The following is a 22,698-nucleotide window of genomic DNA, read 5'->3' on the forward strand; positions in this document are numbered from 1 at the left end:
GCCGCTCTGCTCACACGACCGAAGTGCGAGCAGAAGGATCTCGGACCCCCGTACGTCATCTGCGGTCCCTATCGTCATGCTCAGGCGCCTCGTCTCGGAGCGCACCGTGGGACGCCATGGCCAGGGCCCCGGGCGCCACCCGAGTCCCTCAGTGATCGGAGACTTCCGATGGCGACGTTATCCCCACCCTGGGCCTACACCCTCGACCTTCCGCGCGATGCCCGCGCGCCAGGTGTCGCCCGCGCCACTCTGCGCACGGTCCTGGCCGTCCATGGCCTCGCCCGGCTCACCCCCACCGCCGAGCTGCTGGTATCGGAGCTGCTGACCAACGCCCACCGGCACACGAGCGGCCCCTACGCCCTCCGTATCCGCTCCGTCGGGCCCGGTCGGCTGCGGGTCGCCGTCTGGGACGCCGACTCCCGACTCCCGCCCGGTTTCGGCGACGGTGGCGGTGGCGGTGGCGCTCTCGCCGCCGTACCGGCGGAGGACGCCGCGGGCGGTCGTGGGTTGCAGCTCGTGCGGGCTTTGGCCGATGCGTGGGGAGGGTACGCGCTGAGGGCAGGGCACGGCGGGAAACTGCTGTGGGCAGAGTGCGGGCCCGCGACCGTGTCCTCGTTGTTCAGTCCGTCAGATCCACCCGCACCGTCAACAGTCCGGTCCCCAGCACTCGCACCCCCGCACTGTTGAGCCGCGGCAGGCTGCGCAGACGGGCCACCGGGTCGTCGTCGGGCAGGAGGTGAGCCGTTCCGGTGTGCCAGCGGCCCCGGATCCGCACCCGCACCAGTGGATCCGCCTTGATGTTGCGGACGTACTGGGAACGTTCGCCGAACTCCGACACCAGCCAGAAGGAGTTGCCGACGCGACGGCCGCCCACCGGGGTCTGCCGGGGCAGGCCGGAGACGCGGCCCGTGGTCTCCAGGACCGTCTGGAGGGGGAGGCGGCGCAGGACCGGGTTGCCGACGCGGCGCTGGAAGCCGGTGGTGGCACGAAAGCGGAGGTCGCCGAGGCGGGTTCTGCTCATGTGCTTTCCGAGGCTTTCAGTACGTTCAGCAGGGCGCCGAAGGTGACGGGGTCGGTGGTGAGGATGGTTTGGGCGGGGTCAGCGCTTTCGGTCAGGTGGATGGTGGTTGGGGTGGCGGATATGTGGACGCAGGACTCGCCTTGCCCGCAGAAGGACGACTTCTGCCAGGAGGAGGTGGGCATGGGCTCTCCTTCACAGGTCGTGGATGAGGTTGTGGATGAAGTCGCGGGACTTCGAGGGCTCCAGAGCCACCTGTTCCATACGGTTCAGCAGGATGCGGTACATCTCCAACTGGGCCTCCGCGTCTACGAGTACGGGCCCGTGGGACTGGTCCAGCGAGACCGTATCGAGCTTGGGAACAGGGCCATACAGATAGTGGATGTTCTGGCCGGCTCCCGGGTAGGCGCCGATGACGAACGGGATCACCTGGATCGTGATGTGCTCGCGCTCGCTCTGCTCCACCAGGTGCTCCAGTTGACGCCTGGCGACGGCGTGGCCACCGACCGGCACGCGGAGAGCGGCCTCGTGGATGATCGCGCGGAACGGAGCCGGTTCGTTCCGGTCCAGTAGCGCCTGGCGCTGTAGTCGGTGACTCACCCGGTGCTCGATGTCCGATCGGGAGAACTCGGGGACGACCTGCCGGAAGATCTCGCGGGCGTGGTCCGTGGTCTGGAGGAGTCCTGGGATGTGCGCGGTGTTGGCGGACCACAGTGCGGTGGTGTGGTACTCCAATTCCGCGATGCTCAGGAGCGTCGGGGGAAGCACCTCCCGGAACGTTTCCCACCAGCCGCGCGTCTTGTCGGCCGCGATGGCGACCAGCGCCTCGACGAACGCCTGGTCCGAGCATGTGTACGCGCGGGCCATCGCACGGACTCGGTCGGGGCTCACGCCGAACCGGGCCGACTCGACATTGCTGAGTTGACCGGAGCCGGTGCCGAGAAGTTTCGCGGCCTCGGTCGACGTCAAGCCCGCCCGCTCACGCAGTTTGCGCAGCTCCGTGGCGAGTCGGAGGCGTCGGGCGGTCGGGGCCGGCCTTGTCGTCATACCGCCTTCTCCCAGCTGGTGCCTACGGGGGCTGTCACCCACACGAGGGAGAAGGTACGCAGATTCTTCGGAATCTGGCAAAGGAACTTTGCAGGAGCCTTATCTTCGTATCCAGGCGCCCCGCCCGGAAGCGCACCGTGGGACGCCACGGCAGAGACACCAGGCACCCGTCCAACTCCCCTCAACGACCGGAGACTTCCCATGGCCACCGTATCCCCGTCCTGGAACTACACCCTGCACCTTCCGCACGATCCACGCGCACCGGGAATCGCACGGGGCGCCCTCCGGCTGATCCTCGCCGCCCACGAGATTCCCGAACTCACCCCCACCGCGGAGCTCCTCGCGGCGGAACTGCTGACCAACTCGCACCGCCACACCAAGGGCCCGTACGCCCTCCGCGTCCGCTCGGCGGAGCCCGGCCGGCTGCGGGTGGCCGTATGGGACACGGACCCGCGTGTCCCGCCGGGCTTCTCGGAGCGGGACTCACCGACGCCCCCTCTGGATGCGGAGAACGGCCGCGGACTGCACCTCGTCCGTTCCTGCGCGAGCGCGTGGGGCGCCTCGGTGCTCCGCGAGCCGGGCGCGTCGAAGGGCGGCAAGCTGCTGTGGGCCGAGTGCGTGAGCGAGGCGCCGACGTGGTGAGCCGGGCCATACTGAGAAGTGGAGCCATGCCCTTGCACCAGGAGCAGATCATGAGCGCACAGCCCGAGCACGGCTGGGGAGCGATGCCGCTGCCCGAGATCCGGACCGTGGACGACCTGCGCAGTGCGCTCAGCCGCTACGGCTTCCCGGGCGACCGGGAGCGGTTCGAGGAGGAGCTGGCGGCTGCCATAGGAGCCTCCCCGACCAACGACTTCCAGGGCGCCGCCGCTGTGGTCCGGGCCTACCGGCACCGGGTCCTGATCAGGAACTCGCCCGAGATCATGGCGGCCCTCGAAGAGGCGCGCTCCACAGGCGGCGGCACGTGAACGAAATCCCGTTGGAGGAGGCCGAGCCGACAAGGAAGGCGTTCGGCGATCTGACGGAGGGGGAGCGGGAAGTCGTCCGGGAGGCGCTCGTGGTGATCCGCCGTGATCCGACGGTGGGCCGCGAGATCCCCGGCTGGCATGGGAGTGACGGTCGTCTACTACTTCCGTGATCCACAGGTGGTCGACTGAGCTCGCGCGCTCCACGTGACACGGCACCGTGGATCAAAAGTGGGTGGTGATCCCGAAGACGCGGCGGAGGTGAGCCATGTCGTGCCGATCACGATCCGATGGCTCATACCCCTGATGGAAGGAGGCCTGCTGCTCGGCGGACAGACACCGCACCGTCGTTCCGTTGACGGTGCCTGTCACGAAGGACGAGGAGGGGTAGGTGAAAGGACGCTCCGGCTCGCCCGATGCCTGCACGGCGGAACCGTCGTTGGCGAAGACCAGCGGATGAAGATCGATTTCCCGTCCGTCCGGGGCCGTCATCACGAACCGGACAGGCCGCCAGTCCAGGCTCTCCACGAAACCCGCGTCGGAGAGGGCTGCCACCACGGTGGCTTCCTGCTCCTGGCGGTGCATCAGGTCCAGGTCATGGTGGTCCCGGGTCTGTTCGCCGATCAGGGCGTCGATTCCCCAGCCGCCACCGATCCAGACATCGGCCTCTGTCCGTCGCAGCAGGGCCAGGACAGACAACACGCCTTCAGCTGTCATCACGCGACGCAGGTTAGATGCGATGACACGGGACCGCGAATGAATTCCTCCGGCCCTGTGATCAACGAGGCACACGACCTTCGGAGGCTTGGGAAGCGGATCGAACAGCGCCAATCCTCCGGGGCGTTGGCCGCTGAAAGGGCCGTATTGCCTCATCAAGCCGCGACGCGTGCCCCGGCGCTGGAACTGTTGCTTCAATGTTCCCCCGTACGGGTTCGCCGGTGTGGCGTGACGAGAGCGGGTGGCTGCGGATGAGGGTCGTGACCTGGAACCTGTGGTGGCGCTTCGGCCCCTGGGAAGCGCGGCAGAAGGCGATCCTCGCCGTGTTACGGGACCTGCGCCCCGATGTCGTCGGGCTGCAGGAGGTGTGGGCCGCGGACGGGGAGAACCAGGCCGAGTGGCTCGCCGACGAGCTGGGCCTGCACTGGACGTGGGCGCCGTCCCCGTCGCCCGAACGCTGGCGCCGCCGCATCGGGGACCCCACCGTCGACATCGGCAACGCGGTGCTCAGCCGCTGGCCGGTGGTCGACCAGGAGGTGCTGGAACTGCCGGTACCGGCCGCCCTCGCCGACGGCCGCACCGCCCTGTACGCCCGCCTGGCCACCCCCGCCTACGACGTCCCCTTCTTCACCACCCACCTCACCTCGGCCCCGTACGCCTCCGCGGTGCGCTGCCGTCAGGTCACCGCGCTCGCGGAACTGGTCGCCCGGCACCGGGGCGGCACCCCGTTCCCGCCCGTCGTCACCGGGGACTTCAACGCCTGGCCGGACTCGGACGCCGTCCGTCTCTTCGGCGGCTACAAGACCGAGCCGGCCGTACCCGGCCAAGTCCTCTACGACGCCTGGGAGTACGCCGACCCGGCCGCCCCCTCCGCCACCTGGACCCCGGAAAACCCTTACACGGCACGGGTGTTGGAGCCCCCCGTCCGCATCGACTACATCCACGTCGGCCCGCCCGGCCCGGTCGGCGAGGGGCACGTCCGGCATGTACAGCGGGCGGGCGACGGGCCTGTGGACGGAGTGTGGGCCTCGGATCACGCGGCGGTGGTCGCTGACCTGGCGGATGTGGCGGACCTCGGGGGCGAGATCAGCGTTCCTTGACGGAGGTCAGGGAAACGGGCGCGCGGTCCAGGCGCCGGGGCTGGTGTCGGGCGCCACCCGCGGCCCCAACTCCTGTGGCTCCGTGGGCGAGCGCCACCCACGTCGCGTGGATGCTGTGGGAGCCGTGTGCGCGGCGTGTGATCGGGCGGCGTGGGCGCCTGGGACCCGTGTTACGGTCCCGCGGGCATGATCATGTGAACGGGGGACGGGGCCGGCGATGGCAGGGGTTTTTCGGCGGATCGACGAGTCCGCGACCGAGCGTGCCGAGCGGCTGGCGGGGCTGAGCGAGCGCATGCTGAAGGCGGGGAGCAAGAACGATCTGCTGGATCTGATCGACCTGGCGTTCGCGGAGGCCCCGCCGGAGGGTGATCCGGGGACGCTGGAATCGCTGGGCATGCGGTACCGCGACCAGCTCGACGAGGCCATGGGCCTGCACGAGCGGGTGGACAGGGTGGCCCGCAAGGGGCTCCCGGAGGTCTGGGTCGGCGACACGAGTGTCCTCGCCCAGGACGCGGTGGGTGCCGTGTCGCGGGCGGTGTCGGACATGGCGGAGGCGTTCGAGGGTGGTTCCAGGGCGCTGATCGTGCTGGCCGACGCGATCACGGAGGCCCAGAGCCAGGACAGCGAAGGCCGGGGGAAGCTGAAGCAGGCGCTGGCGGAGATGGGCAGCGACCGCGAGGGCTTCTTCGACGAGATGCGCGAGAACGACGAGGAGGAGTGGGACCGGAAGAACGCCGCCCACTTCGCCTCGTACGGCGTCGGTCTGATGCGCACGGCCGTGCTCGCCGCCGGCGAGGCCTGCCGTGTCGCGGCCCGGGACCTGAACAAGTGGGCCGCCGAGGCCCGTGCCGGGAAGATCGACACCGGCGAACTGTCCGCGGTCGACCGGCTGATGCTGGCCGACACCAGCAATGTGAGCGGCGAGGCCGAGTACAACGAGATCCTCACCGCGAGCGAACTGGAGCGCTCTGGGCGGGCCATGGAGTACCTCCCGCCGGCCGACCGGGCCCGGATGGAACTGCTCATGGCGAACGCGTCCTCCCCGCAGGAGAAGGCGTATCTCATGAAGGGCCTCGCCGCGGGCCGCAGCGTCGACGAGATCGACGAGTTCGCCTTCAAGATCCAGGGCAAGGACCCGGCCTGGCTGCAGCGGCACCTGTCGCCGATCACCACCAAGGGCGACAGCCTGAAGGACGAGGGGACGAACCCCGACGGGTCCAGCGTCAACATCGACGACCAGACGTTCAACGGCCAGAAGTGGATCCAGGGCGGCGACGGCTCGGAGGGCACCTGTGTGGCCTCCTCCACCGTCACCGCGCGCGCCATGGTCGACCCGCTCTACGCCCTTGAGATCACCGGCGGACCCAGCGGCCAGGAGGACGACCCCGACGCCTTCCGGCAGCGCCTGGTGGAGGAACAGCACCGGCTGCACACGGAAGGCGACGGCGGCGAGAAGTGGACCGGCATGGGACCCGAGGGGCAGGAACGCATCGCCGACTCCGCCATCGGCGGCGCCACCGGCGACGACTACCAGCGCCACGACATGAACAGCGCCGACGAACGCAGGCAGGTCCTGACCGAGGTGGAGAAGGCGGTCGCGGAAGGCAAGCCGGTCCCGGTCGACGTCAGCAGCGGCGACGGCGCCCATGCGATGACCATCATCGGCCAGGAGGGCGACATGCTGCAGATCTACAACCCGTGGGGCACCACCACCTGGGTCAGCGAGGACGACTTCATCAACGGCAACATGGGCAAGGCGTCGAACGGCGAACTCGACGACGCGTACAGCGTCTACGTGCCGCAATAGGCGACAGGGCACAGGGCACAGGGCATAGGGGGATGACGATGGCTTCCGCACAGGACTCCACGGCCGCGCGGGACTTCTCGGTACAGAAGAGCGGGCTCACCGGCCAGGCGAAAGAGCTGAACGAGGCGGGCGACGACGCGGGGAAGATCCGTACCGCGATCGACTCCAGGGCCTGCTACGCGTCGGACCTGCTGGGCGGCGCCGTCTCCGCGGAGGCGATCAACTCGTACGTCGCGGCCTGGACGGCCGAGGCCCGCACGATCGAGGACGCGCTGCACGAGCTCGCCGACAAGCTGCGCCTCGCCAAGGGGGCGTACTCGGGCAGCGACGGCCTCGTCGAGACCCAGGTCGGCAGCGTGAGCGTGGCCGGGAGCGAGATGACCACGATGCCGACCTTCGCCGAGCGGCCCTCGGTTCTGTCCCAGTACTGAGGGACAAGGAAGCGAACAGTGAACTCAACGATGCGTACGGCGTCCACCTCCCGGAGCTGGGCGGTGGTGGTCGGCGCGGTCGCGCTCCTCGCCCTCGCCACGGGCTGCGGAACGGGCACCGACGACTCCGGCGAGCCCGCCAGGTCGGCCGAGCCCGTCAGCCATCCCACCCAGGACCGCAGCATCTCCGCCGGGGTCGGCGAGCGCTTCACGCTCACCGTCGAGGAGAACGCCTCCACCCGCGAGCACTGGTACCTGGGTGATCCCGAGCCCGACACCTCGGTGGTCCGCAGCCAGGGCGAGAAGAGCGCGTCGGACTCCGGCGACGAGCCGGTGCCCGGCGCCGGCAGCCGCCTCACCTTCACCTTCGAGGCCACCGGCAAAGGCAGCACCGAGATCGTGCTGATGCACTGCACGTTCGCCACCACCTGCGAGGGCGACGACACCGGGACCCCCTCTTCGACGCCGACCCCGTCCGCGCCCGAGCGGGTCACCTACACCGTCACCGTCAGCTGAGCCGAGGCCCGCGATGAACACGCCCCCCGACCACCCGTCCCACACCGACGACGAACTGGCCGAGTTCGACGTCACCGTGCTCCTGCGCTACGGCCTCACCGCCGCCCCCGGCCCTCGCCGCACCGCCCTCTTCGGCGACGGCGCCGCGGCCGCCGCCGTGATCCTCGACCGCCTCGGCACCCAGCCGCGCTCGGTGGCCTTCCTCGCCGAGGTGGTCCGGGCCGGCGGCCTGGCGTACACCGCGGAGCTGCCCGAGCCGTTGCCTCGCCCCGAGGCGGCAGCGGTCGTACGCGACTGGCTGGAGGCCGCCACGCAGATAGTGCCGCGGCAGGCACTGGCGGGCGGCGCCCCCGCCGATGAGGCGGCGGCCCGCTGGCTGGGAGCCGTCGCGACGATCATCGAGGTGAAACAGCTGACGAGGGCGCGCACCGCGCGGAACTGACCGCGGACCGCGGAAGTGATCGCGGACCGTGGAAGTGACCGCCTGCGGCCTACGAACGCCCCAGGAAGATCGGGTTGGTGAACGCGGCCAACGCCCCCGGCAGCGGCCCCGCCGCCGCCTCGTGCCGCACCTCCGCCCGGACGTACGCCGCGTAAGCAGGGGTCGTACGCCACTCGACGACCCCCGAACCGGTCACCGGCAGTGGCGCGCCGGTGAACAGCACGCCCTGGTCGGTGACGAGGCGGACCGTGCAGCGCGGGGCGCCCGTGACCTCCAGGCGGACCGTCACCGGCGTGTCCCCGTCCGTCTCCAGCCGCTCGCCGATGCCCGCGTGTCGGCCGCGACCGCCCGAGGCCGTGAAGGCGAGGGACACGTTGTTCGACTCGGCGACGTACGAGCGCCCCGCGCGGATGCCCTCCTGGATGGCCTCGCGGGTCAGGTCGTCGGCGAGGACGACCGTCTGGGGGAGGCCGATCACGTCCGGGTCCCGGTGGGCGTCGCTGTTGCCCATCGCCGGGATCCACTCCAGGCCGCCGCCCCGCACGGACGCCACCAGCATGCTGTCCCAGTCGGCGAGGGAGACCTCGTCGTCGGGGGTGTACGGCCCGTTCCACACCTCCACCGCGTCCGCCTCGCCGAACCCGAACTTCCAGTTGCAGCCGATGCAGGTGGCGTGCGGGTGGGCCGGGACGACCAGGCCGCCGGCGCGGCGGATCTGCCGGGCGAAGCGGCCGAAGCGGTTGTCGCGGGCCCGGTAGCGCCAGTCGACGAAGGTGCCGGGGTCAGTGCCGAGGGCTACGACATGGCCGTTCCTCGTGGTGACCTCCTCGCCCAGCATGATCAGCAGGTCCTCGCCCGCCTCGGGTGCCCAATGGGCGTGCGCGGCATGCGTGTTGTGTTCCGAGGAGTTGATGAAGTCCAGGCCGGCCGCCCGCGCCAGCGCCGCGATCTCCGCGGGGGTGCGGCGGCCGTCGGAGTACCAGGAGTGCAGATGGCAGTCCCCGCGGTACCAGTCGCGGCCCCGGCCCTTGGCGCGCGAGGGCGGGTACGCCGGCCGGACGGCCGCGGCCGGCTCGCCGTAGGTCAGCGTGATCGTGATCTCGTACGACAGTCCCTGCGGGGAGACCGTGTACGGGCCGAGCGCGATGTGCCAGGTGCCCTCTCGCACCGGGCCCGCGATGTACCCCGGCGTCGCGTCGTCCGCGCGGAGGAAGAACCCGGTCCGCGCGCCGCCCGACCAGCCCCGGAACCCCTTTCCGCCCAGTTCCGTGCCGCGCTCGTCGAAGATGCCGATGTCGAGGGCGTTGCCCGCGGTGCCGGCCGGGACGGACGGGCGGTCGTAGGTGTAGGCGACCCTGATCTCCCGTACGCCGGAGGGGACTTCGACGGGTACGTACACGAAGTCGGGGGAGCCGGTGGGCAGGGTGCCGCGGAGCGTCCGCGTCTCCCGGTCCCCGTCGGCCGCCCCGGCCGCTGAGGCGAAGGTCACGCTTCCCAACGTAAGCGCGGCGGCGGCTCCCGTCACGAAGAGTGCGCGTCTTCCGATGCTGTGGTGGACGTTGTTGTCGTTGTTGCCGTCGTTGGCGTCACACATGCCCCAACGGTGCCGGACGCGCGTGAACGGCCGTGGAAAGACAGGGGAATTGGTGCCCCGGGGTGAAGACCCACGTAAAGACCCACGTCAAACCCCACGTAAAGATGCCGACCGGTCGGTATGGACAGATGGGCGTGAAGCCGGTACAGATGAGCCATGCGTATCTCCGTGACGATCTTCCTCACCGACGAGACGATCACCCCGACCCGGCTCGCCCGCGAGCTGGAGCAGCGCGGGTTCGCCGGGCTGTACCTGCCCGAGCACACGCACATCCCCGTCGAGCGGACCAGCCCGTACCCGGCGGGCGGCGAGCTGCCGCCCGAGTACGGCCGCACCCTCGACCCCTTCGTCGCCCTCGGCCAGGCCGCGGCGGTCACCGAGCGGCTCGGCCTGGGCACCGGCATCACGCTGGTCGCCCAGCGCGACCCGATCGACCTCGCCAAGCAGGTCGCGAGCGTCGACCACCTCTCCGGCGGCCGCCTCACCCTCGGCCTCGGCTTCGGCTGGAACGTCGAGGAGGCCGCCGACCACGGTGTCGAGTGGCGTACCCGGCGCGAGCTCGTCCGGGACCGGATGGCACTGATGCGGGCGCTGTGGAGCGAGGAGCCGACGGCGTACGAGGGGGAGTTCGGGAGCGTCCGGGCGAGCTTCGCGTACCCCAAACCCGTACAGAAGCCGCGCGGCCCGGTGGTCGGTCCGCGCACGCTGGTCGGCGGGGCGGCCGGGCCGAAACTCTTCGCGCACATCTGCGAGTACGCCGACGGGTGGCTGCCGATCGGCGGCCGCGGCCTGTCGGAGTCGCTGCCCGTGCTGCGCACCGCCTGGGCGGACGCGGGCCGCGACCCGGCGGCCCTCCAGATCGTCCCGTACGCCGTCCACCCCTCGCCGGGCAAGCTCGCGCACTACGCCGAGCTGGGCATCGAGGAGGTCGTGGTGCAGCTGCCGCCGGCCGGGGAGGCGGAGGTGCTGAGCGTGCTGGACGACTGTGCCCGTTATCTCCCCGCCGTCGGTGACACCGCCCGTGACACCGTGTAACGCCGGGCGGGCGGGGACGAATCGGACGGTTCCTGACTGCACTGATCACGTCGCTCGTATGCTCGAAGGATGACGACTTCCGCGACCCCCGGAACCGGCCCCACCGAGAACTCCATGCGTCGCGCCCTCAAACGCGCCCGGGACGGCGTCGCCCTCGACGCCGCCGAGGCCGCGGTGCTGCTCCAGGCCCGGGGTGAGGCCCTGGAGGACCTCACCGCGTCCGCCGCCCGCGTGCGGGACGCGGGCCTTCAGGCGGCGGGCCGCCCCGGCGTCATCACCTACTCGAAGAGTGTCTTCATCCCCCTCACCCGGCTGTGCCGGGACAAGTGCCACTACTGCACCTTCGTCACCGTCCCCGGCAAGCTGCGCCGCGAGGGGCACGGGATGTTCATGTCCCCGGACGAGGTCCTCGACGTGGCCCGCCGCGGCGCCGCCCTCGGCTGCAAGGAAGCCCTGATCACCCTCGGCGACAAGCCCGAGGACCGGTGGCCGGAGGCGCGCGAGTGGCTCGACGCGCACGGCTACGACGACACGATCGCGTACGTCCGCGCCATCTCCATCCGCATCCTGGAGGAGACGGGCCTGCTGCCGCACCTCAACCCCGGCGTGCTGTCCTGGACGGACTTCCAGCGTCTCAAGCCCGTCGCCCCGTCCATGGGCATGATGCTGGAGACGACCGCCGAGCGGCTCTGGTCCGAGCCCGGCGGCCCGCACTACGGCTCCCCGGACAAGGAGCCCGCCGTACGGCTGCGGGTGCTCGAGGACGCCGGCCGTTCCTCCGTCCCCTTCACGTCCGGCATCCTCATAGGGATCGGCGAGACGTACGAGGAGCGGGCGGAGTCGCTGTTCGCGCTGCGGAAGGTGTCCCGGGCCTATCACTCGATCCAGGAACTGATCATCCAGAACTTCCGCGCCAAGCCCGACACCGCGATGCGTGGCATGCCGGACGCGGAACTGGACGAGCTGGTCGCCACGGTGGCGGTCGCCCGGCACATCATGGGCCCGTCGGCCTGTCTCCAGGCCCCGCCGAACCTCGTCGACTCCGAGTACGAGCGGCTGATCGGCGCCGGCATCGACGACTGGGGCGGGGTGTCCCCGCTCACCATCGACCACGTCAACCCGGAACGCCCCTGGCCGCAGATCGAGGAGCTGTCCGAGAGGTCGGCCGCCGTCGGCTTCGAACTGCGGGAACGCCTGTGCGTGTACCCCGAGTTCGTGCAGCGCGGCGAGCCCTGGCTGGACCCGCGGCTGCGCCCGCACGTACGGGCGCTCGCAGACCCGGAGACCGGCCTCGCCCGCCCGGACGCCGTCGTCGAGGGCCACCCGTGGCAGGAGCCGGAGGAGGCGTTCGCCGCGTCCGGCCGTACGGATCTCCATGTGTCGATCGACACCGAGGGCCGTACGTCCGACCGCCGCGACGACTTCGACGAGGTGTACGGCGACTGGGGCGCCCTGCGCGAGGCGGCCGTCCCCGGCATGGTGCCGGAGCGCATCGACACGGACGTACGCGCGGCGCTGGCGACGGCGGCCGACGACCCGACCCGCCTCACCGACGAGGAGGCCCTCGCCCTGCTGCACGCGGACGGCCCGGCGCTGGACGCGCTGACCCGCATCGCCGACGACGTGCGCAAGTCGATGGTCGGCGACGACGTCACGTACATCGTCACGCGGAACATCAACTTCACCAACGTCTGCTACACCGGCTGCCGTTTCTGCGCCTTCGCCCAGCGCCGCACGGACGCCGACGCCTACACCCTCTCCCTGGACCAGGTCGCCGACCGCGCCCAACAGGCCTGGGAGGTGGGCGCGGTGGAGGTCTGCATGCAGGGCGGCATCCATCCCGACCTGCCCGGGACGGCGTACTTCGACATCGCGAAGGCGGTCAAGACCCGCGTCCCCGGCATGCATGTGCACGCCTTCTCCCCGATGGAGGTCGTGAACGGCGCGACGCGCACGGGCATGTCCATCCGCGAGTGGCTCACGGCAGCGAAGGAGGCCGGCCTCGACTCCATCCCCGGCACGGCCGCCGAGATCCTCGACGACGAGGTCCGCTGGATCCTCACCAAGGGCAAGCTGCCGACGGCCACCTGGATCGAGGTGGTCAGCACGGCCCACGAGCTGGGCATCCGGTCGAGTTCGACGATGATGTACGGCCACGTGGACCAGCCGAGGCACTGGCTGGGGCACCTGCGCACGCTGGCCGGCATCCAGCAACGCACGGGCGGCTTCACGGAGTTCGTCACCCTCCCCTTCATCCACACGAACGCGCCGGTGTACCTGGCGGGCATCGCCCGCCCCGGCCCGACCATGCGGGACAACCGCGCGGTGACGGCGATGGCCCGGTTGTTGCTGCACCCGCACATCCCCAACATCCAGACCAGCTGGGTGAAGCTGGGCACCGAGGGCGCGGCCGAGATGCTCCGCTCCGGCGCGAACGACCTCGGCGGCACCCTCATGGAGGAGACCATCTCCCGCATGGCGGGCTCCTCCTACGGCTCGTACAAGTCCGTCAAGGACCTGATCGAGGTGGCGGAGGCGGCCGGCCGCCCGTCGAAGCCGCGGACGACCCTGTACGGGGAGGTCTCCGAGGAACGGCAGCGGGCGGCGACGGTGTCGGACGGGCATCTGCCCGAGTTGTTGCCGGTGTTGGACTGACCCGGGCCCCGACCAGGCGGTAGAAAGGGCCGGTTGGCGCCTTTGATCCGGTGGCGAGGGGGACGACGCGTGAGCGGAACGACGACGGGTGGACTGCGGGACGACGATCTGCCGGTGGTGTTCCGCTCCTCGGACTCCGCCTCGCTGACCGGCCAGCGCCGCTACATCGGGGGTACGAAGTGGCGGCTGCTGCTGGCGGTGGCCGCGGCGGCGTGCGGGGTCCTCGATCACCGGGCGGCGTTTCTCGCCCTGGTCGCGGTCTTCGTCGCGACGCTGCTGGTGGAGGTCTGGCTGCTGGCCGAGCGGCCGGAGCAGGCCTGGTACGACGGGCGGGCGCTGGCCGAGTCCACGAAGACGCTCGCCTGGCGGTACGCGGTGGGCGGGGCCCCGTTCCCGGCCGACGTGCCGCAGGGCGAGGCCCAGCTCCGCTTCCTGGAGCGCTTACGGGAGCTGGTCAGGGAGGCTCCCGCCACGAGCCTCGCCCCGATGGGGTCGGCCGCGGTCACGGACGCCATGAACGACCTGCGCGGCCGGGACTTCGCCGCCCGGAAGCAGGCGTACCTACGGCATCGCGTCGAGGATCAGCTGGGCTGGTACACGAACAAGGCGCAGGCGAACGTCGTACGGGCGCGGCGCTGGCGGCTGCTGCTCATCGCCGTCGAGGGACTCGGCCTCACGGCGGCGGTGCTGCGGCTCACCGGTGTGCTGGACTTCGACCTCGCCGGGGTCCTCGCGGCCGTCCTGGGCGCCGGCTCGGCGTGGTTCGCGGTGCGGCAGTACGAGACGCTGGGCCGCGCCTACACCTTCGCCGCCACCGAGCTCAGTGTCGTCCACGACCGGCTGACCCAGGCCGAGGAACCGGCCTGGGCCCAGGAGGTCGCGGACGCGGAGGAGGCGATCAGCCGGGAGCACACGATGTGGCGGGCGTCGCGGGGGGCGGGGTGAGGTGGGATCCGGCGCCGACGGGCTCACAGTACGATGATCGGACCCTCGATGTGGGGGTCGCACAGCTGTCTGTCCGTCGCTGAGGAGATGCGTGCCCGTGCCTGCCCGACGGCTTCCCTCGTGGGTCTGGGTGACCGGCCTGACGGTGGGCGCGGTTGTGGCGGTCTCCGTCCTGGCCGTGGAGGCGGACAAGGGGCCGCACCCGACCGCCACGGCCGCCCGACCGACCGCTTCGGCGGGCGTACAGCCCACGCCCACGAAGTCCGCGGCGCCGGCCGCGGTGCCGGACGGCTCCGGCACCGGGCGGCGCATCGTCTACTCCCTGGGGCAGAAGCGGGTCTGGCTGGTCGACGCGAGCGACGCGTCCCGCCGTACCTTCGCGGTCTGGCCGGGCACGGTCGATCCCGGCCCGGGCACCTACACGGTCGGTACCCGCACGGACGCGACGACGGGCTCGGACGGCGTGCAGATCGAGCACATCGTCTACTTCGCCACCGCGTCCGGCGTCAACATCGCCTTCTCCAGTGCCGTGGACGGCTCCTCGCCGCCCCCGCCGGCCGCCGGAGTCCAGACGGGCGGCATCCGCATGAAGACGGCCGACGGGGACGCGCTGTGGACGTTCGGGGAGACGGGGACGACGGTCGTGGTGGTCAGCTAGCGGAGCGTGTGCCTGCGTCCCCGAGCGGCAGGTTCACCACCAGCAGCACGACCCCGCTGAACACGAACGCCCGCGTCGCCGCGTCCAGCCCGTTCCAGTCCCCGGACTGCCACATCGAGAACCACTCACCGCCGATCGCGATGAACCCGGCACCGAACAGCAGCATGACCATCAGCAGGCCGTAGGTCGAGATCCGCCGGGCACCCGCGTGATCCCTCCGCGCCCACAGCCACGTCCCGTAGAGCAGGACGAGCGCGGCGACCGTCTCCCACACGATGATCGCGACATACGCCGCGTCCTGAAGTCCCTTGCTGGTGATGGCTCTCCACATCACGTCGTCGTCCTTGAACGTCGTATCCATGGCGAGCACGTGCTGCACGAACTGCTGATTCGTCCCGAAGTCGGTGATGTTCCCGAAGGCGACGAGCGCCATGTAGAGGGCGACGGTGCCGGTGAGGAGGGTGGCGGTGAGGGAGAGTGCGCTGCGTGAGGTTGTTGTGGCCATGGCGGCCATCTTTCCTGCCCGATGCGGGATCCCGGTACCGATTGAGCCAGACTGGTGCCGGACGGGATTCGCGAGTGAGGACGCCGAACTGGCCTTGTACCACGCGTACTTGGGGAACTACTCGGTGTCCTTGGGGTGACGGGTGGACGCGTACACGAGATGGACCGTGCGCCGCGCTTCGTCGACGAGGTAACGCACGCGACCGCCTGCCGTCACCTCGTACTCCCACTGCGGATACTCCTGGCCGCCGAGGTTGCCCGCGGCCAGACGACCGCGCAGCCGATGCTGACGGTCCGGATCCGCTCGGGACAGAGGGTCGCTGCGCAGTGCCTCGAAGCAGCGCCGTGTGTTCCCCGGAGCCTCCGCACCCAGCTCGCCCCATCCCTTCGCCGCCTCGTTCGTCGCGAACCGCAGGCGCCATTCCTCGCCCACCGGCGGCGGGGAGACGTCGTCGCCACGCTTCGGGCTCACGGGGCGGTCACCTCGCCGTGGTCCTCGTCCGGCAGCCGACGGTTGAGCTGCGCGGTGAGCTCGGGGTTGGCGAGGACACGTGCCGTCGCGCGCCATTCGACGACGACCCGGTGGAGATTGCCATGGACGTCCAGCTGGGCCGCGTCGTGCGTAGCCTCGATGAGCTCGGCCACGAACTGCTTCAACTCGTCCGCCGACAGATGACGGACCCACGGGAAGACCGAGGGGAGCGCGCGCAGTATGGCCCGCTCACCGGCATCGCTGCGGACGAGGGCGGCGAGAAGACGCGCCGTGATGTCCGCCGTCTCCTCGCGCTGCTGGTCGTGGCGTGCGGTCGTCAGATAGAGGTCCTCGCCGTCCCGGCGGGTGATGTGCACACGCTGAATCCGGTCAAGCGTATCGGCGACACGCTTCGAATTCTTCGAGAGCTCGGAGAAGGCGACAGTGGGAGTGGACATGATCCGACGGTACTTCGGAACGTATTCCGAAGTCAATCGAGGGGGTGCTGACTGGGTGCTCAAGCCTCTGCCAGACTTCAGGGCGGACGTGTTACGGGGGTGGGACGGATGGGATCGACGCGGCCGTCGATGCAGGAGCTGATCCGGCAGCGCAGGCGGGCCGGGTTTGTGGGGCGGAGCGACGAGCGGGCCGTGTTCCGGCGGAACCTCGACCTGGCGCCGGAGGACGAGCGTCATCGGTTCCTGTTCCACGTGCACGGCAATGCGGGCGTCGGGAAAACCTTCCTGTTGAGGGAGTGGGAGCAACTCGCCAGGGAGAAGGGGGCGCTCACCGCTTACGTCGACGAGAGCGTCGGGAGCGTGCCGGAAGCGATGGCGGCGATCAGTCGTCAACTCGGCGGTCAAGGCCACAAGTTCAAGGAGCTGGAGCGGTTGCTCGCCGCGCACCGGGAGCGGCGGCACGAGGCGGAGGCGGCCGCCGTCGCCACGCTTGAACCGGAACCGGAGGGGCCGTCCGTAGGCAGCATGGCGGTGGCGCGGGCTGGGCTGGCTGGGCTGGGGATGGTGCCGGGAGTGGGCGCATTCGTAGGTGCTCTCGACGCTGCTCAACTCGCCCAGGGAGCAGACCGGTTGCGAGCCGGCCTGAGCACACGCTTCCGGAGCCAGGAGGATGTGCAGTTGGTCCTGTCCCCGGAGCGCGTGCTCACACCGGTGCTGCTGAGCGAACTGTCCGACGCGGCGGCCGCGGCACCGTGGATCGTCCTGTTCTTCGACACGTACGAGCGGACGGGACCGTTCCTCGACGGGTGGCTCCACGAGGTGATGACGAGCGACCGGCATGGCACCCTGCCTGCAACGGTCGTCTTGGTGACGGCGGGCCAACGCCCCTTCGACACCGCCCGCTGGGGCGCCTTCGCGGACTTCATGACGGACGTACCGCTCGGCCCGTTCACGGAGGCGGAGGCGCGGGGGCTGCTGGCGGGCAAAGGAGTCGTGTCCGAGCCCGTCGTGGAGGAGGTGCTGCGCCTTACGGGCGGACTGCCGGTGCTGGTCTCGACGCTTGCCGAGGCGCGGCCCGCCGACCCCGAGGACGTCGGGGATCCGAGCGCGGACGCCGTGGAGAGGTTCCTCAAGTGGGAGCGGGATCCGGTACGGAGGGCGGTTGCGCTCGCGTGTGCGCTGCCTCGGCGGATGGACGTGGACGTGTTCAGGGTCGTCGTGGACTGCCCGGCCGAGCAACTCGACGAGCTGTACGGATGGTTGAGGGGCATCCCCTTCGTCAGCGAGCGGGGTGAGGGGGCGCAGTACCACGACGTCGTACGGGCTCCGATGCTCCGTTTGCAGCGACTGCGCTCGCCACGGGACTGGACCGGGCGGCACATACGACTTGCCGAGGCGTTCGGCCGATGGCGTGCCGAAGCCGAAGCGGAACTGGCACCGGACGAGTTGTGGAGAGACGAAGGGTGGCGGGAGATACGGCTCGCCGAGTTGTACCACCTGCTGTGCGCGAGGCCCCGGAGCGTGCCGCCGACCGTGTTGAGGGAACTCGTGGACGCGTGTGGCGGGGGCGAGGTGGTGGTGCGGCGGTGGGCGCAGGCACTGACGCAGGCGGGGGAGGACGCGGATGCGGAGAGGGCCAAGGGCTGGGGCAGTGAGGTACTCGCGGCACTGGATCAGGGCGGAGTCATCAACGTTCTGGGAGTGCTCCTGGCGAAGGGCCGCCTCGACGCACGGGGACGAGCCAAGGCACACGGACTGCGGGGCGCCGAGTTCGGCAGTGTCGGCGATCACGCGACAGCGTTGACCCAGTTCGATCGAGCCGTCGAACTCGATCCGGAATCGGCGCCGGCGTACGAGGGCAGGGCGGTCGCTCGGGCGCACCTGGGCGACTACGCCGGGGCTATCACTGATCTTGACCGGGCCGACGGCCTGGCCCCGGGCAAGGCCAGGACCCTCAGTCTGCGCGGGGACTACCGCCGAGTGATGGGGGACTTCGTATTGGCTTTGAGAGATCTGGACAGGGTGGTCGAACTCGATCCGACGAGAGAGACGGCGTGGGCTTCCCGAGGAGTAGCCCGGCACATGCTTGGTGACACCGGCGCAGCTGTCTCGGATCTCGACCGGGCCCTGGAGTTGGATTCGGGCTATGTCTGGGCTTTGGTGCGCAGGGCGCGCGTCTGGCGGTCGCGCGGCGATCAGGAGCGGCGCCTTGCCGATCTGGACCGTGCCGTCGCCCTGGGGCCCGATGCGCCCTGGGTGCTCTGCGAGCGAGGTGACGCCCTCTCTGGCGCCGGCCGTCAGGAGCGCGCCCTCGCCGACTACGACCGGGCCATCGCCCTCGACGGCGAGTACGCCTCGGCATACGCAAGTCGCGGTGCATGCCGAGCTGGTATGGGGAATCCGGCCGAGGCACTCACTGACCTGGACCGTGCCCTCGAAATCGACCCGGAGTACGTATGGGCGTTCTGGCAGCGAGCGAGGGTGCACCACGCACTCGGTTCACGCGATCGGGCGTCCGCTGATATCCAACGGGCTCTGGAAATCGACCCTGATCACTGGATGGCACAACGCATTCGCTTCCGCATCGAGGCGCGACGCCTGTTGAATGATGAGACGTGGAGCCACCTCGCCCGGCTCAGGGATTGGCTGGAGGCGACGCTCTCGGAACCGAATGACCCCGACCGCGTGCCGACGGCGTTGGGGTTCCCGGACGAGATGGCCGAAGAGCTCGAAACTTACCTCGACCTCCCGGCCGCCGACCGAGCCGACATCGCCCAGCGCCTCACCGAACTCATAAATGGGCGTGACGACTTTCTTGATGCCTTCAACTGACGCTCAGCGCCCCGCGTACGCCACGAACTCAGTCCAGGCGCCGTCCGCGAACGCGAGACGTGCGCCTTCGCTGTTCTTGGAGTCGCGTACGAGGACGGCCGCGTCGGCCGCGGCTATGGCGACCTCTACGCAGTCCGGGCCCTCGTTGCTGCTGTAGCTGCTCTTGAACCACTCCAGCGGGGTGGTGGGGGTCATGTCTCTTCTCCCAGCACTTTCTCGATGAAGGCGAGTGACTCCCGTGGAGTGAGAGCCTGCGATCGGATGATCCCATAGCGCATCTCAAGGAGCTGCACTTCCTTGGGATCACTGATGAGGCGGTTGTAGGTCTGTCCTTCCTCGTGAGCCACTGCCTTGCGGTCCCGGAGTTTCAGGAGACGGATCGGCCCGCCCATGCCGGCGTGGTCCTCCCGGTCCGTCGGCATAACCTGAATCTCGACGTGCCTCAAGGCGCCTAGCGCCAATAGGTGTTCGAGCTGTTGCCGCAACACCATTTTGCCTCCGAGCGGCCGCAGCAGCGTCACCTCTTCCAGGACAAAGGTGAGTAGCGCCCGGGGTACGCGTTCGAAGACGGCCTTCCGTGCCACGCGCGCTGCGACGTAGCGATCGATCTCCTCCTCCGTGTACGCAGGCCGCCGCATTGTGTACAACTCCCGTGTGTACTCCGGGGTCTGGAGCAGGCCGTGGACGTGGTGGCTGTCATAGGCCCCCAACTCGACCGCCTCGTCCTCCAGCTTCTTCAGATCCCGCACCTTCTTCGGGTACCGCGCCCGCTCCACGTCTTCCTTCATCGCGGAGAGCTTCCCGTCCGCCCCGAGCACCTCGTCGGCCTTGTCCAGGAAGTCCGGCTTCGGGACCCGCCGCCCGCGCTCCACCGACGAGACCATCTCCTCGCCGTACCCGATGGCCGCACCGAGCTCCGACTGCCGTAGCCCCGCCGCCTCCCGCCACACCTTGACCTGACGGCCGACCGTCTTGAGTACGGCCGCGGCCTCCTCGTCCTCCACGCCACCACCCACCTCTCGCGTACGAGCCGTACGACTCCGGACAGCACCCGGACAGTCGCGCTCCGTACTGACTTCAGTGCTGTTCAGGGTAGGCGGAAGTGACCACGCTGAGTGACGTGAACCAGGAAATCACTCAAGCCGTAACCGCCGTACGGCACTTCACGCTGCTGCTGTCCGCGACGCGTCGGGGCGCCCGCCTCGCCCGCCTGCTCACGGAACGTCAACTCGCGGACTGGCGCGAGCCGTCCGAGGCCGCCGAGCACATCGTGGCCGAGCTGGCGTCGAACGCCGTCCTCCATGGGCGTGTTCCGGGACGGGACTTCCGGCTGAGGCTGAAGCTGTACGCCGACGGCACCCTCCGCATCGAGGTGGCCGACGCCAGGGGCGACCGGCTCCCGCAGACCTCGGACCCGGTCGGCGACGACCTGGAATCGGGCCGTGGGCTACGGATCGTCGCGGCATACGCGGACCGTTGGGGCGTCGACGAGGGGCCGGGCCCCTGCAAGACGGTGTGGGCCGAACTGACCCCGGATCGCACAGACCGGTGACCCGGCCGGGCCCGACGCCAAAGACGAAGAACCGGCCGGCTTCCTGGCCCACCGACTCGCCGCCCTCCTGCCGCCACCCTTCGGCACCGGTCCGGAGCCCACCCGCCCCGACCCCTTCCAGAACTGCGACGGCTGCGATCGGGCGTTCCGAGCCCCGCGCCCAGACGGTGCCGCAACTGCCGTCCGGCGGCTGTGGCGGCATAGGGAGCCCGGAAGTGAACCACGTGACAAGCGCCGCCCGAGCACCGCGCCACTGACTCCGCCGGTACCGTACGAGAACCGAGCCACCCGCACCGGAGGTCACCGTGAGCGCCCAGACCGACGGCCCGTACGGACCGCTGATCCCCATGCCCGAACTGACCCCCGACGCGCTGCGGGCGGCGGTCACGCGCATCGCCCCGAGCCACGTTCCGGCCCTCACGCAGCACCTCTTCGAAGCCACCACGAACGCGCAGCAGACACAGAGCCTCGCGCCTCTGCGGGCCTTCGTGCACGCGTGGGCCGTGTTCGTGGCGATCGAACGGCATCCGGAGCGTGCCGCGCGGCTGCGTGAGCTGGAGAGCATCGTGGACGCGGGGGAGCAGGACCCGGCGGAGGCCATGGCGCAGATCCGCGTGATCCGGGAGGCTGCCGAGGCGGAGGCCGGCCTGTGACGGACTGGGCATGGGCCCTCTGCACTGCGACCTGGTACGGCTGAAACCGGCCACGACCACTCCACCCACTCCAGGCATACCGAATCACCCCCTGACCGACCGTCCCCGTTCGATTACAGTGCTGAGCTGTCGTACGTACGCACGGGTGCCCTGGGAGGTCTTGGTGAGTGCGACAACCGGGGCTGTCTGGGGCCGGGCCGAGCAGCAGGACTTCCGTGGCCGGGTGCGCGGCACGCTGCTCGGTGCTGCCCTCGGGGACGCCCTCGGCGCACCCGTGGACGAGCTCGGGCTGGAGGAGATCCGGGAGACGTACGGGGCGGAGGGGCTGCTCGATCTCGGGTTCGGATACGGGCGTCGGGGGGCCGTGAGTCATCTGACGCAGCTCACGCTGTTCACCGTGGACGGGCTCATACGCGCCCAGGTGCGGCGCGACACCGGCGCCTGGCATCCGCCCACCGACGTGCACCGGGCGTATCTGCGCTGGGCCGCCACGCAGCGGGACTGGGGCCCTGACGAGCGGCGTAAGGATGACGGGTGGCTCGCGCGGGAGGAGTGGCTGTACGCCCGCCGGGATCCCACCCGGTCGCTCCTGCTCGGGCTCGGGGACGACACCATGGGGACCCTGGACGCGCCCAAGAACCCCGCCGAGCTCGGGCCGGAGGCGACCGCCCGTTCCGCGCCCTTCGGTCTGCTCGTCGGCTGGGAGCCGCAGCTGGTCGTCCAGCTGGCCGTCGAGTGCGCGGCGCAGACCCACGGGCATCCCGTCGCCTACCTGTCGGCGGGCGCGTACGCCGTGATCGTGCATGCGCTGGCGCTCGGCGAGAGCCTGGACACGGCCGTGCAGCGGGCGCTCGCCCTGCTCGCCGCCCGGCCCGGGCACGAGCCCGTGTCGGCCGCGCTGCAGCACGCGCTGGGCGCCGTACGCCAGGGCATGCCCACCCCGGCGAGGGTGGAGGAGCTGGCCGCGGACGGTTCGGCCGACGGGCTGCTGGCGGCCGCCGTGTACTGCGCCCTGGTGGGGGAGGACGTACGGCACGGGCTGTGTCTGTCGGTCAACCACGACGGGCCCTCCGCCGCCGCGGGCGCGCTCACCGGCGGCCTGCTCGGCGCCCTGCACGGCGAGACGGCCCTCCCGCCGGCCTGGCTGGCCGAGCTGGAGGGCCGTCCCACTCTGCTGGAACTGGCGGACGACTTCGCGATGGAGATGACCCAGGGGCCCGCACTGCACGGCCCGGCCGGGTCGTCTCCCGGGTGGCTCGCCCGTTACCCGCGGGCGTGACCGGTCGTCGTCCGGTGG

At 70.5% G+C, this 22,698-nt stretch carries 27 protein-coding genes; 17 read left to right on the forward strand and 10 right to left on the reverse strand.

What is annotated here, in order from left to right:
• The first annotated feature begins 168 nt into the window (after positions 1-168).
• The gene (locus AC5P09_RS34060) at positions 169-687 is read left to right on the forward strand and encodes an ATP-binding protein (protein WP_493877573.1); all 519 of its coding nucleotides are present in this window, start codon (positions 169-171) and stop codon (positions 685-687) included.
• On the opposite strand, the gene AC5P09_RS34065 is transcribed toward AC5P09_RS34060, so the two are convergent.
• From AC5P09_RS34065 to AC5P09_RS34075, 3 genes are read right to left on the reverse strand one after another with little or no spacing between them, the layout of a single operon-like run.
• Positions 620-1,021, reverse strand: coding sequence for a nitroreductase/quinone reductase family protein (locus tag AC5P09_RS34065; RefSeq protein WP_493877574.1), 402 nt, complete (start codon positions 1,019-1,021; stop codon positions 620-622). The two genes, AC5P09_RS34060 and AC5P09_RS34065, sit on opposite strands and share 68 nt — an antisense overlap.
• Complete coding sequence (locus AC5P09_RS34070) at positions 1,018-1,203, reverse strand: DUF397 domain-containing protein (RefSeq protein ID WP_493877575.1); 186 nt, start codon at positions 1,201-1,203, stop codon at positions 1,018-1,020. Before AC5P09_RS34070 ends, AC5P09_RS34065 begins: the two co-directional genes overlap by 4 nt.
• Positions 1,204-1,213: 10 nt before the next feature.
• Entirely contained in the window at positions 1,214-2,065 is an 852-nt protein-coding gene (locus AC5P09_RS34075; protein ID WP_493877576.1) for a helix-turn-helix domain-containing protein, read from the reverse strand.
• Positions 2,066-2,266: 201 nt separating this feature from the next.
• Between AC5P09_RS34075 and AC5P09_RS34080 the strand changes: the two genes are divergently transcribed.
• From AC5P09_RS34080 to AC5P09_RS34090, 3 genes are read left to right on the forward strand one after another with little or no spacing between them, the layout of a single operon-like run.
• Positions 2,267-2,707: an ATP-binding protein gene (locus AC5P09_RS34080; RefSeq protein ID WP_493877577.1), complete on the forward strand. Its 441-nt coding sequence runs from the start codon at positions 2,267-2,269 to the stop codon at positions 2,705-2,707.
• Between the two features lie 50 nt (positions 2,708-2,757).
• The gene (locus AC5P09_RS34085) at positions 2,758-3,033 is read left to right on the forward strand and encodes a hypothetical protein (protein WP_493877578.1); all 276 of its coding nucleotides are present in this window, start codon (positions 2,758-2,760) and stop codon (positions 3,031-3,033) included.
• Complete coding sequence (locus AC5P09_RS34090; RefSeq protein WP_493877579.1) at positions 3,030-3,203, forward strand: hypothetical protein; 174 nt, start codon at positions 3,030-3,032, stop codon at positions 3,201-3,203. The genes AC5P09_RS34085 and AC5P09_RS34090 overlap by 4 nt, the downstream gene beginning before the upstream one ends.
• A 52-nt stretch (positions 3,204-3,255) precedes the next feature.
• On the opposite strand, the gene AC5P09_RS34095 is transcribed toward AC5P09_RS34090, so the two are convergent.
• The gene (locus AC5P09_RS34095; RefSeq protein WP_493877623.1) at positions 3,256-3,747 is read right to left on the reverse strand and encodes a nucleotidyltransferase domain-containing protein; all 492 of its coding nucleotides are present in this window, start codon (positions 3,745-3,747) and stop codon (positions 3,256-3,258) included.
• 251 nt (positions 3,748-3,998) lie between these two features.
• Here AC5P09_RS34095 and AC5P09_RS34100 point away from each other — a divergent pair, with 251 nt between their 5' ends.
• From AC5P09_RS34100 to AC5P09_RS34120, 5 genes are all read left to right on the forward strand, one after another.
• On the forward strand, positions 3,999-4,847 hold the full coding sequence (locus tag AC5P09_RS34100) for an endonuclease/exonuclease/phosphatase family protein (protein WP_493877624.1): 849 nt from the start codon (positions 3,999-4,001) through the stop codon (positions 4,845-4,847).
• A gap of 217 nt (positions 4,848-5,064) precedes the next feature.
• Positions 5,065-6,654 (forward strand): cysteine peptidase family C39 domain-containing protein, encoded by a 1,590-nt coding sequence (locus tag AC5P09_RS34105; protein ID WP_493877580.1) that lies wholly within the window; start codon positions 5,065-5,067, stop codon positions 6,652-6,654.
• Positions 6,655-6,692: 38 nt separating this feature from the next.
• On the forward strand, positions 6,693-7,085 hold the full coding sequence (locus tag AC5P09_RS34110; RefSeq protein WP_493877581.1) for a hypothetical protein: 393 nt from the start codon (positions 6,693-6,695) through the stop codon (positions 7,083-7,085).
• An 18-nt stretch (positions 7,086-7,103) separates the two neighbouring features.
• The gene (locus AC5P09_RS34115; RefSeq protein WP_493877582.1) at positions 7,104-7,601 is read left to right on the forward strand and encodes a protease inhibitor I42 family protein; all 498 of its coding nucleotides are present in this window, start codon (positions 7,104-7,106) and stop codon (positions 7,599-7,601) included.
• A 13-nt stretch (positions 7,602-7,614) separates the two neighbouring features.
• Positions 7,615-8,043 (forward strand): hypothetical protein, encoded by a 429-nt coding sequence (locus AC5P09_RS34120; protein ID WP_493877583.1) that lies wholly within the window; start codon positions 7,615-7,617, stop codon positions 8,041-8,043.
• Between the two features lie 49 nt (positions 8,044-8,092).
• On the opposite strand, the gene AC5P09_RS34125 is transcribed toward AC5P09_RS34120, so the two are convergent.
• Positions 8,093-9,637: a CehA/McbA family metallohydrolase gene (locus tag AC5P09_RS34125; RefSeq protein ID WP_493877584.1), complete on the reverse strand. Its 1,545-nt coding sequence runs from the start codon at positions 9,635-9,637 to the stop codon at positions 8,093-8,095.
• 156 nt (positions 9,638-9,793) lie between these two features.
• Here AC5P09_RS34125 and AC5P09_RS34130 point away from each other — a divergent pair, with 156 nt between their 5' ends.
• The 4 genes from AC5P09_RS34130 (at position 9,794) to AC5P09_RS34145 (ending at position 14,930) form a co-directional block, all read left to right on the forward strand.
• Positions 9,794-10,672 carry an LLM class F420-dependent oxidoreductase gene (locus tag AC5P09_RS34130; protein WP_493877585.1) on the forward strand — a complete coding sequence of 293 codons (879 nt, stop codon included), beginning with the start codon at positions 9,794-9,796 and terminating at the stop codon, positions 10,670-10,672.
• 69 nt (positions 10,673-10,741) lie between these two features.
• Positions 10,742-13,327 (forward strand): bifunctional FO biosynthesis protein CofGH, encoded by a 2,586-nt coding sequence (locus AC5P09_RS34135; RefSeq protein WP_493877586.1) that lies wholly within the window; start codon positions 10,742-10,744, stop codon positions 13,325-13,327.
• A 69-nt stretch (positions 13,328-13,396) separates the two neighbouring features.
• Complete coding sequence (locus AC5P09_RS34140; RefSeq protein WP_493877587.1) at positions 13,397-14,272, forward strand: DUF4231 domain-containing protein; 876 nt, start codon at positions 13,397-13,399, stop codon at positions 14,270-14,272.
• Between the two features lie 91 nt (positions 14,273-14,363).
• A complete protein-coding gene (locus AC5P09_RS34145) occupies positions 14,364-14,930 on the forward strand; it encodes a hypothetical protein (protein WP_266437980.1) in 567 nt (188 codons plus the stop codon).
• Here the strand turns inward: AC5P09_RS34145 and AC5P09_RS34150 are convergent.
• The 3 genes from AC5P09_RS34150 to AC5P09_RS34160 all read right to left on the reverse strand — a co-directional run bounded on the left by AC5P09_RS34150 (position 14,923) and on the right by AC5P09_RS34160 (position 16,364).
• Positions 14,923-15,435, reverse strand: a complete 513-nt coding sequence (locus tag AC5P09_RS34150) for a DUF2165 domain-containing protein (RefSeq protein ID WP_493877588.1) — start codon at positions 15,433-15,435, stop codon at positions 14,923-14,925. The two genes, AC5P09_RS34145 and AC5P09_RS34150, sit on opposite strands and share 8 nt — an antisense overlap.
• A 117-nt stretch (positions 15,436-15,552) precedes the next feature.
• Complete coding sequence (locus AC5P09_RS34155) at positions 15,553-15,906, reverse strand: hypothetical protein (protein ID WP_493877589.1); 354 nt, start codon at positions 15,904-15,906, stop codon at positions 15,553-15,555.
• Positions 15,903-16,364 (reverse strand): prevent-host-death family protein, encoded by a 462-nt coding sequence (locus AC5P09_RS34160; RefSeq protein ID WP_493877590.1) that lies wholly within the window; start codon positions 16,362-16,364, stop codon positions 15,903-15,905. The genes AC5P09_RS34155 and AC5P09_RS34160 overlap by 4 nt, the downstream gene beginning before the upstream one ends.
• A 108-nt stretch (positions 16,365-16,472) precedes the next feature.
• On the opposite strand from AC5P09_RS34160, the gene AC5P09_RS34165 reads away from it, so the two are divergent.
• Entirely contained in the window at positions 16,473-19,196 is a 2,724-nt protein-coding gene (locus tag AC5P09_RS34165) for a tetratricopeptide repeat protein (protein ID WP_493877591.1), read from the forward strand.
• Positions 19,197-19,199: 3 nt separating this feature from the next.
• Here the strand turns inward: AC5P09_RS34165 and AC5P09_RS34170 are convergent, their stop codons facing one another.
• Complete coding sequence (locus AC5P09_RS34170; protein WP_493877592.1) at positions 19,200-19,391, reverse strand: DUF397 domain-containing protein; 192 nt, start codon at positions 19,389-19,391, stop codon at positions 19,200-19,202.
• The gene (locus tag AC5P09_RS34175; RefSeq protein WP_493877593.1) at positions 19,388-20,200 is read right to left on the reverse strand and encodes a helix-turn-helix domain-containing protein; all 813 of its coding nucleotides are present in this window, start codon (positions 20,198-20,200) and stop codon (positions 19,388-19,390) included. The genes AC5P09_RS34170 and AC5P09_RS34175 overlap by 4 nt, the downstream gene beginning before the upstream one ends.
• A gap of 116 nt (positions 20,201-20,316) precedes the next feature.
• Here AC5P09_RS34175 and AC5P09_RS34180 point away from each other — a divergent pair, with 116 nt between their 5' ends.
• From AC5P09_RS34180 to AC5P09_RS34190, 3 genes are all read left to right on the forward strand, one after another.
• A complete protein-coding gene (locus AC5P09_RS34180) occupies positions 20,317-20,748 on the forward strand; it encodes an ATP-binding protein (protein ID WP_493877594.1) in 432 nt (143 codons plus the stop codon).
• Positions 20,749-21,053: 305 nt separating this feature from the next.
• A complete protein-coding gene (locus AC5P09_RS34185; RefSeq protein ID WP_493877595.1) occupies positions 21,054-21,401 on the forward strand; it encodes a DUF6247 family protein in 348 nt (115 codons plus the stop codon).
• Between the two features lie 163 nt (positions 21,402-21,564).
• Positions 21,565-22,680, forward strand: a complete 1,116-nt coding sequence (locus AC5P09_RS34190) for an ADP-ribosylglycohydrolase family protein (protein ID WP_493877596.1) — start codon at positions 21,565-21,567, stop codon at positions 22,678-22,680.
• Positions 22,681-22,698: the final 18 nt, after the last annotated feature.

It is taken from the genome of Streptomyces sp. a15 (assembly GCF_059026085.1).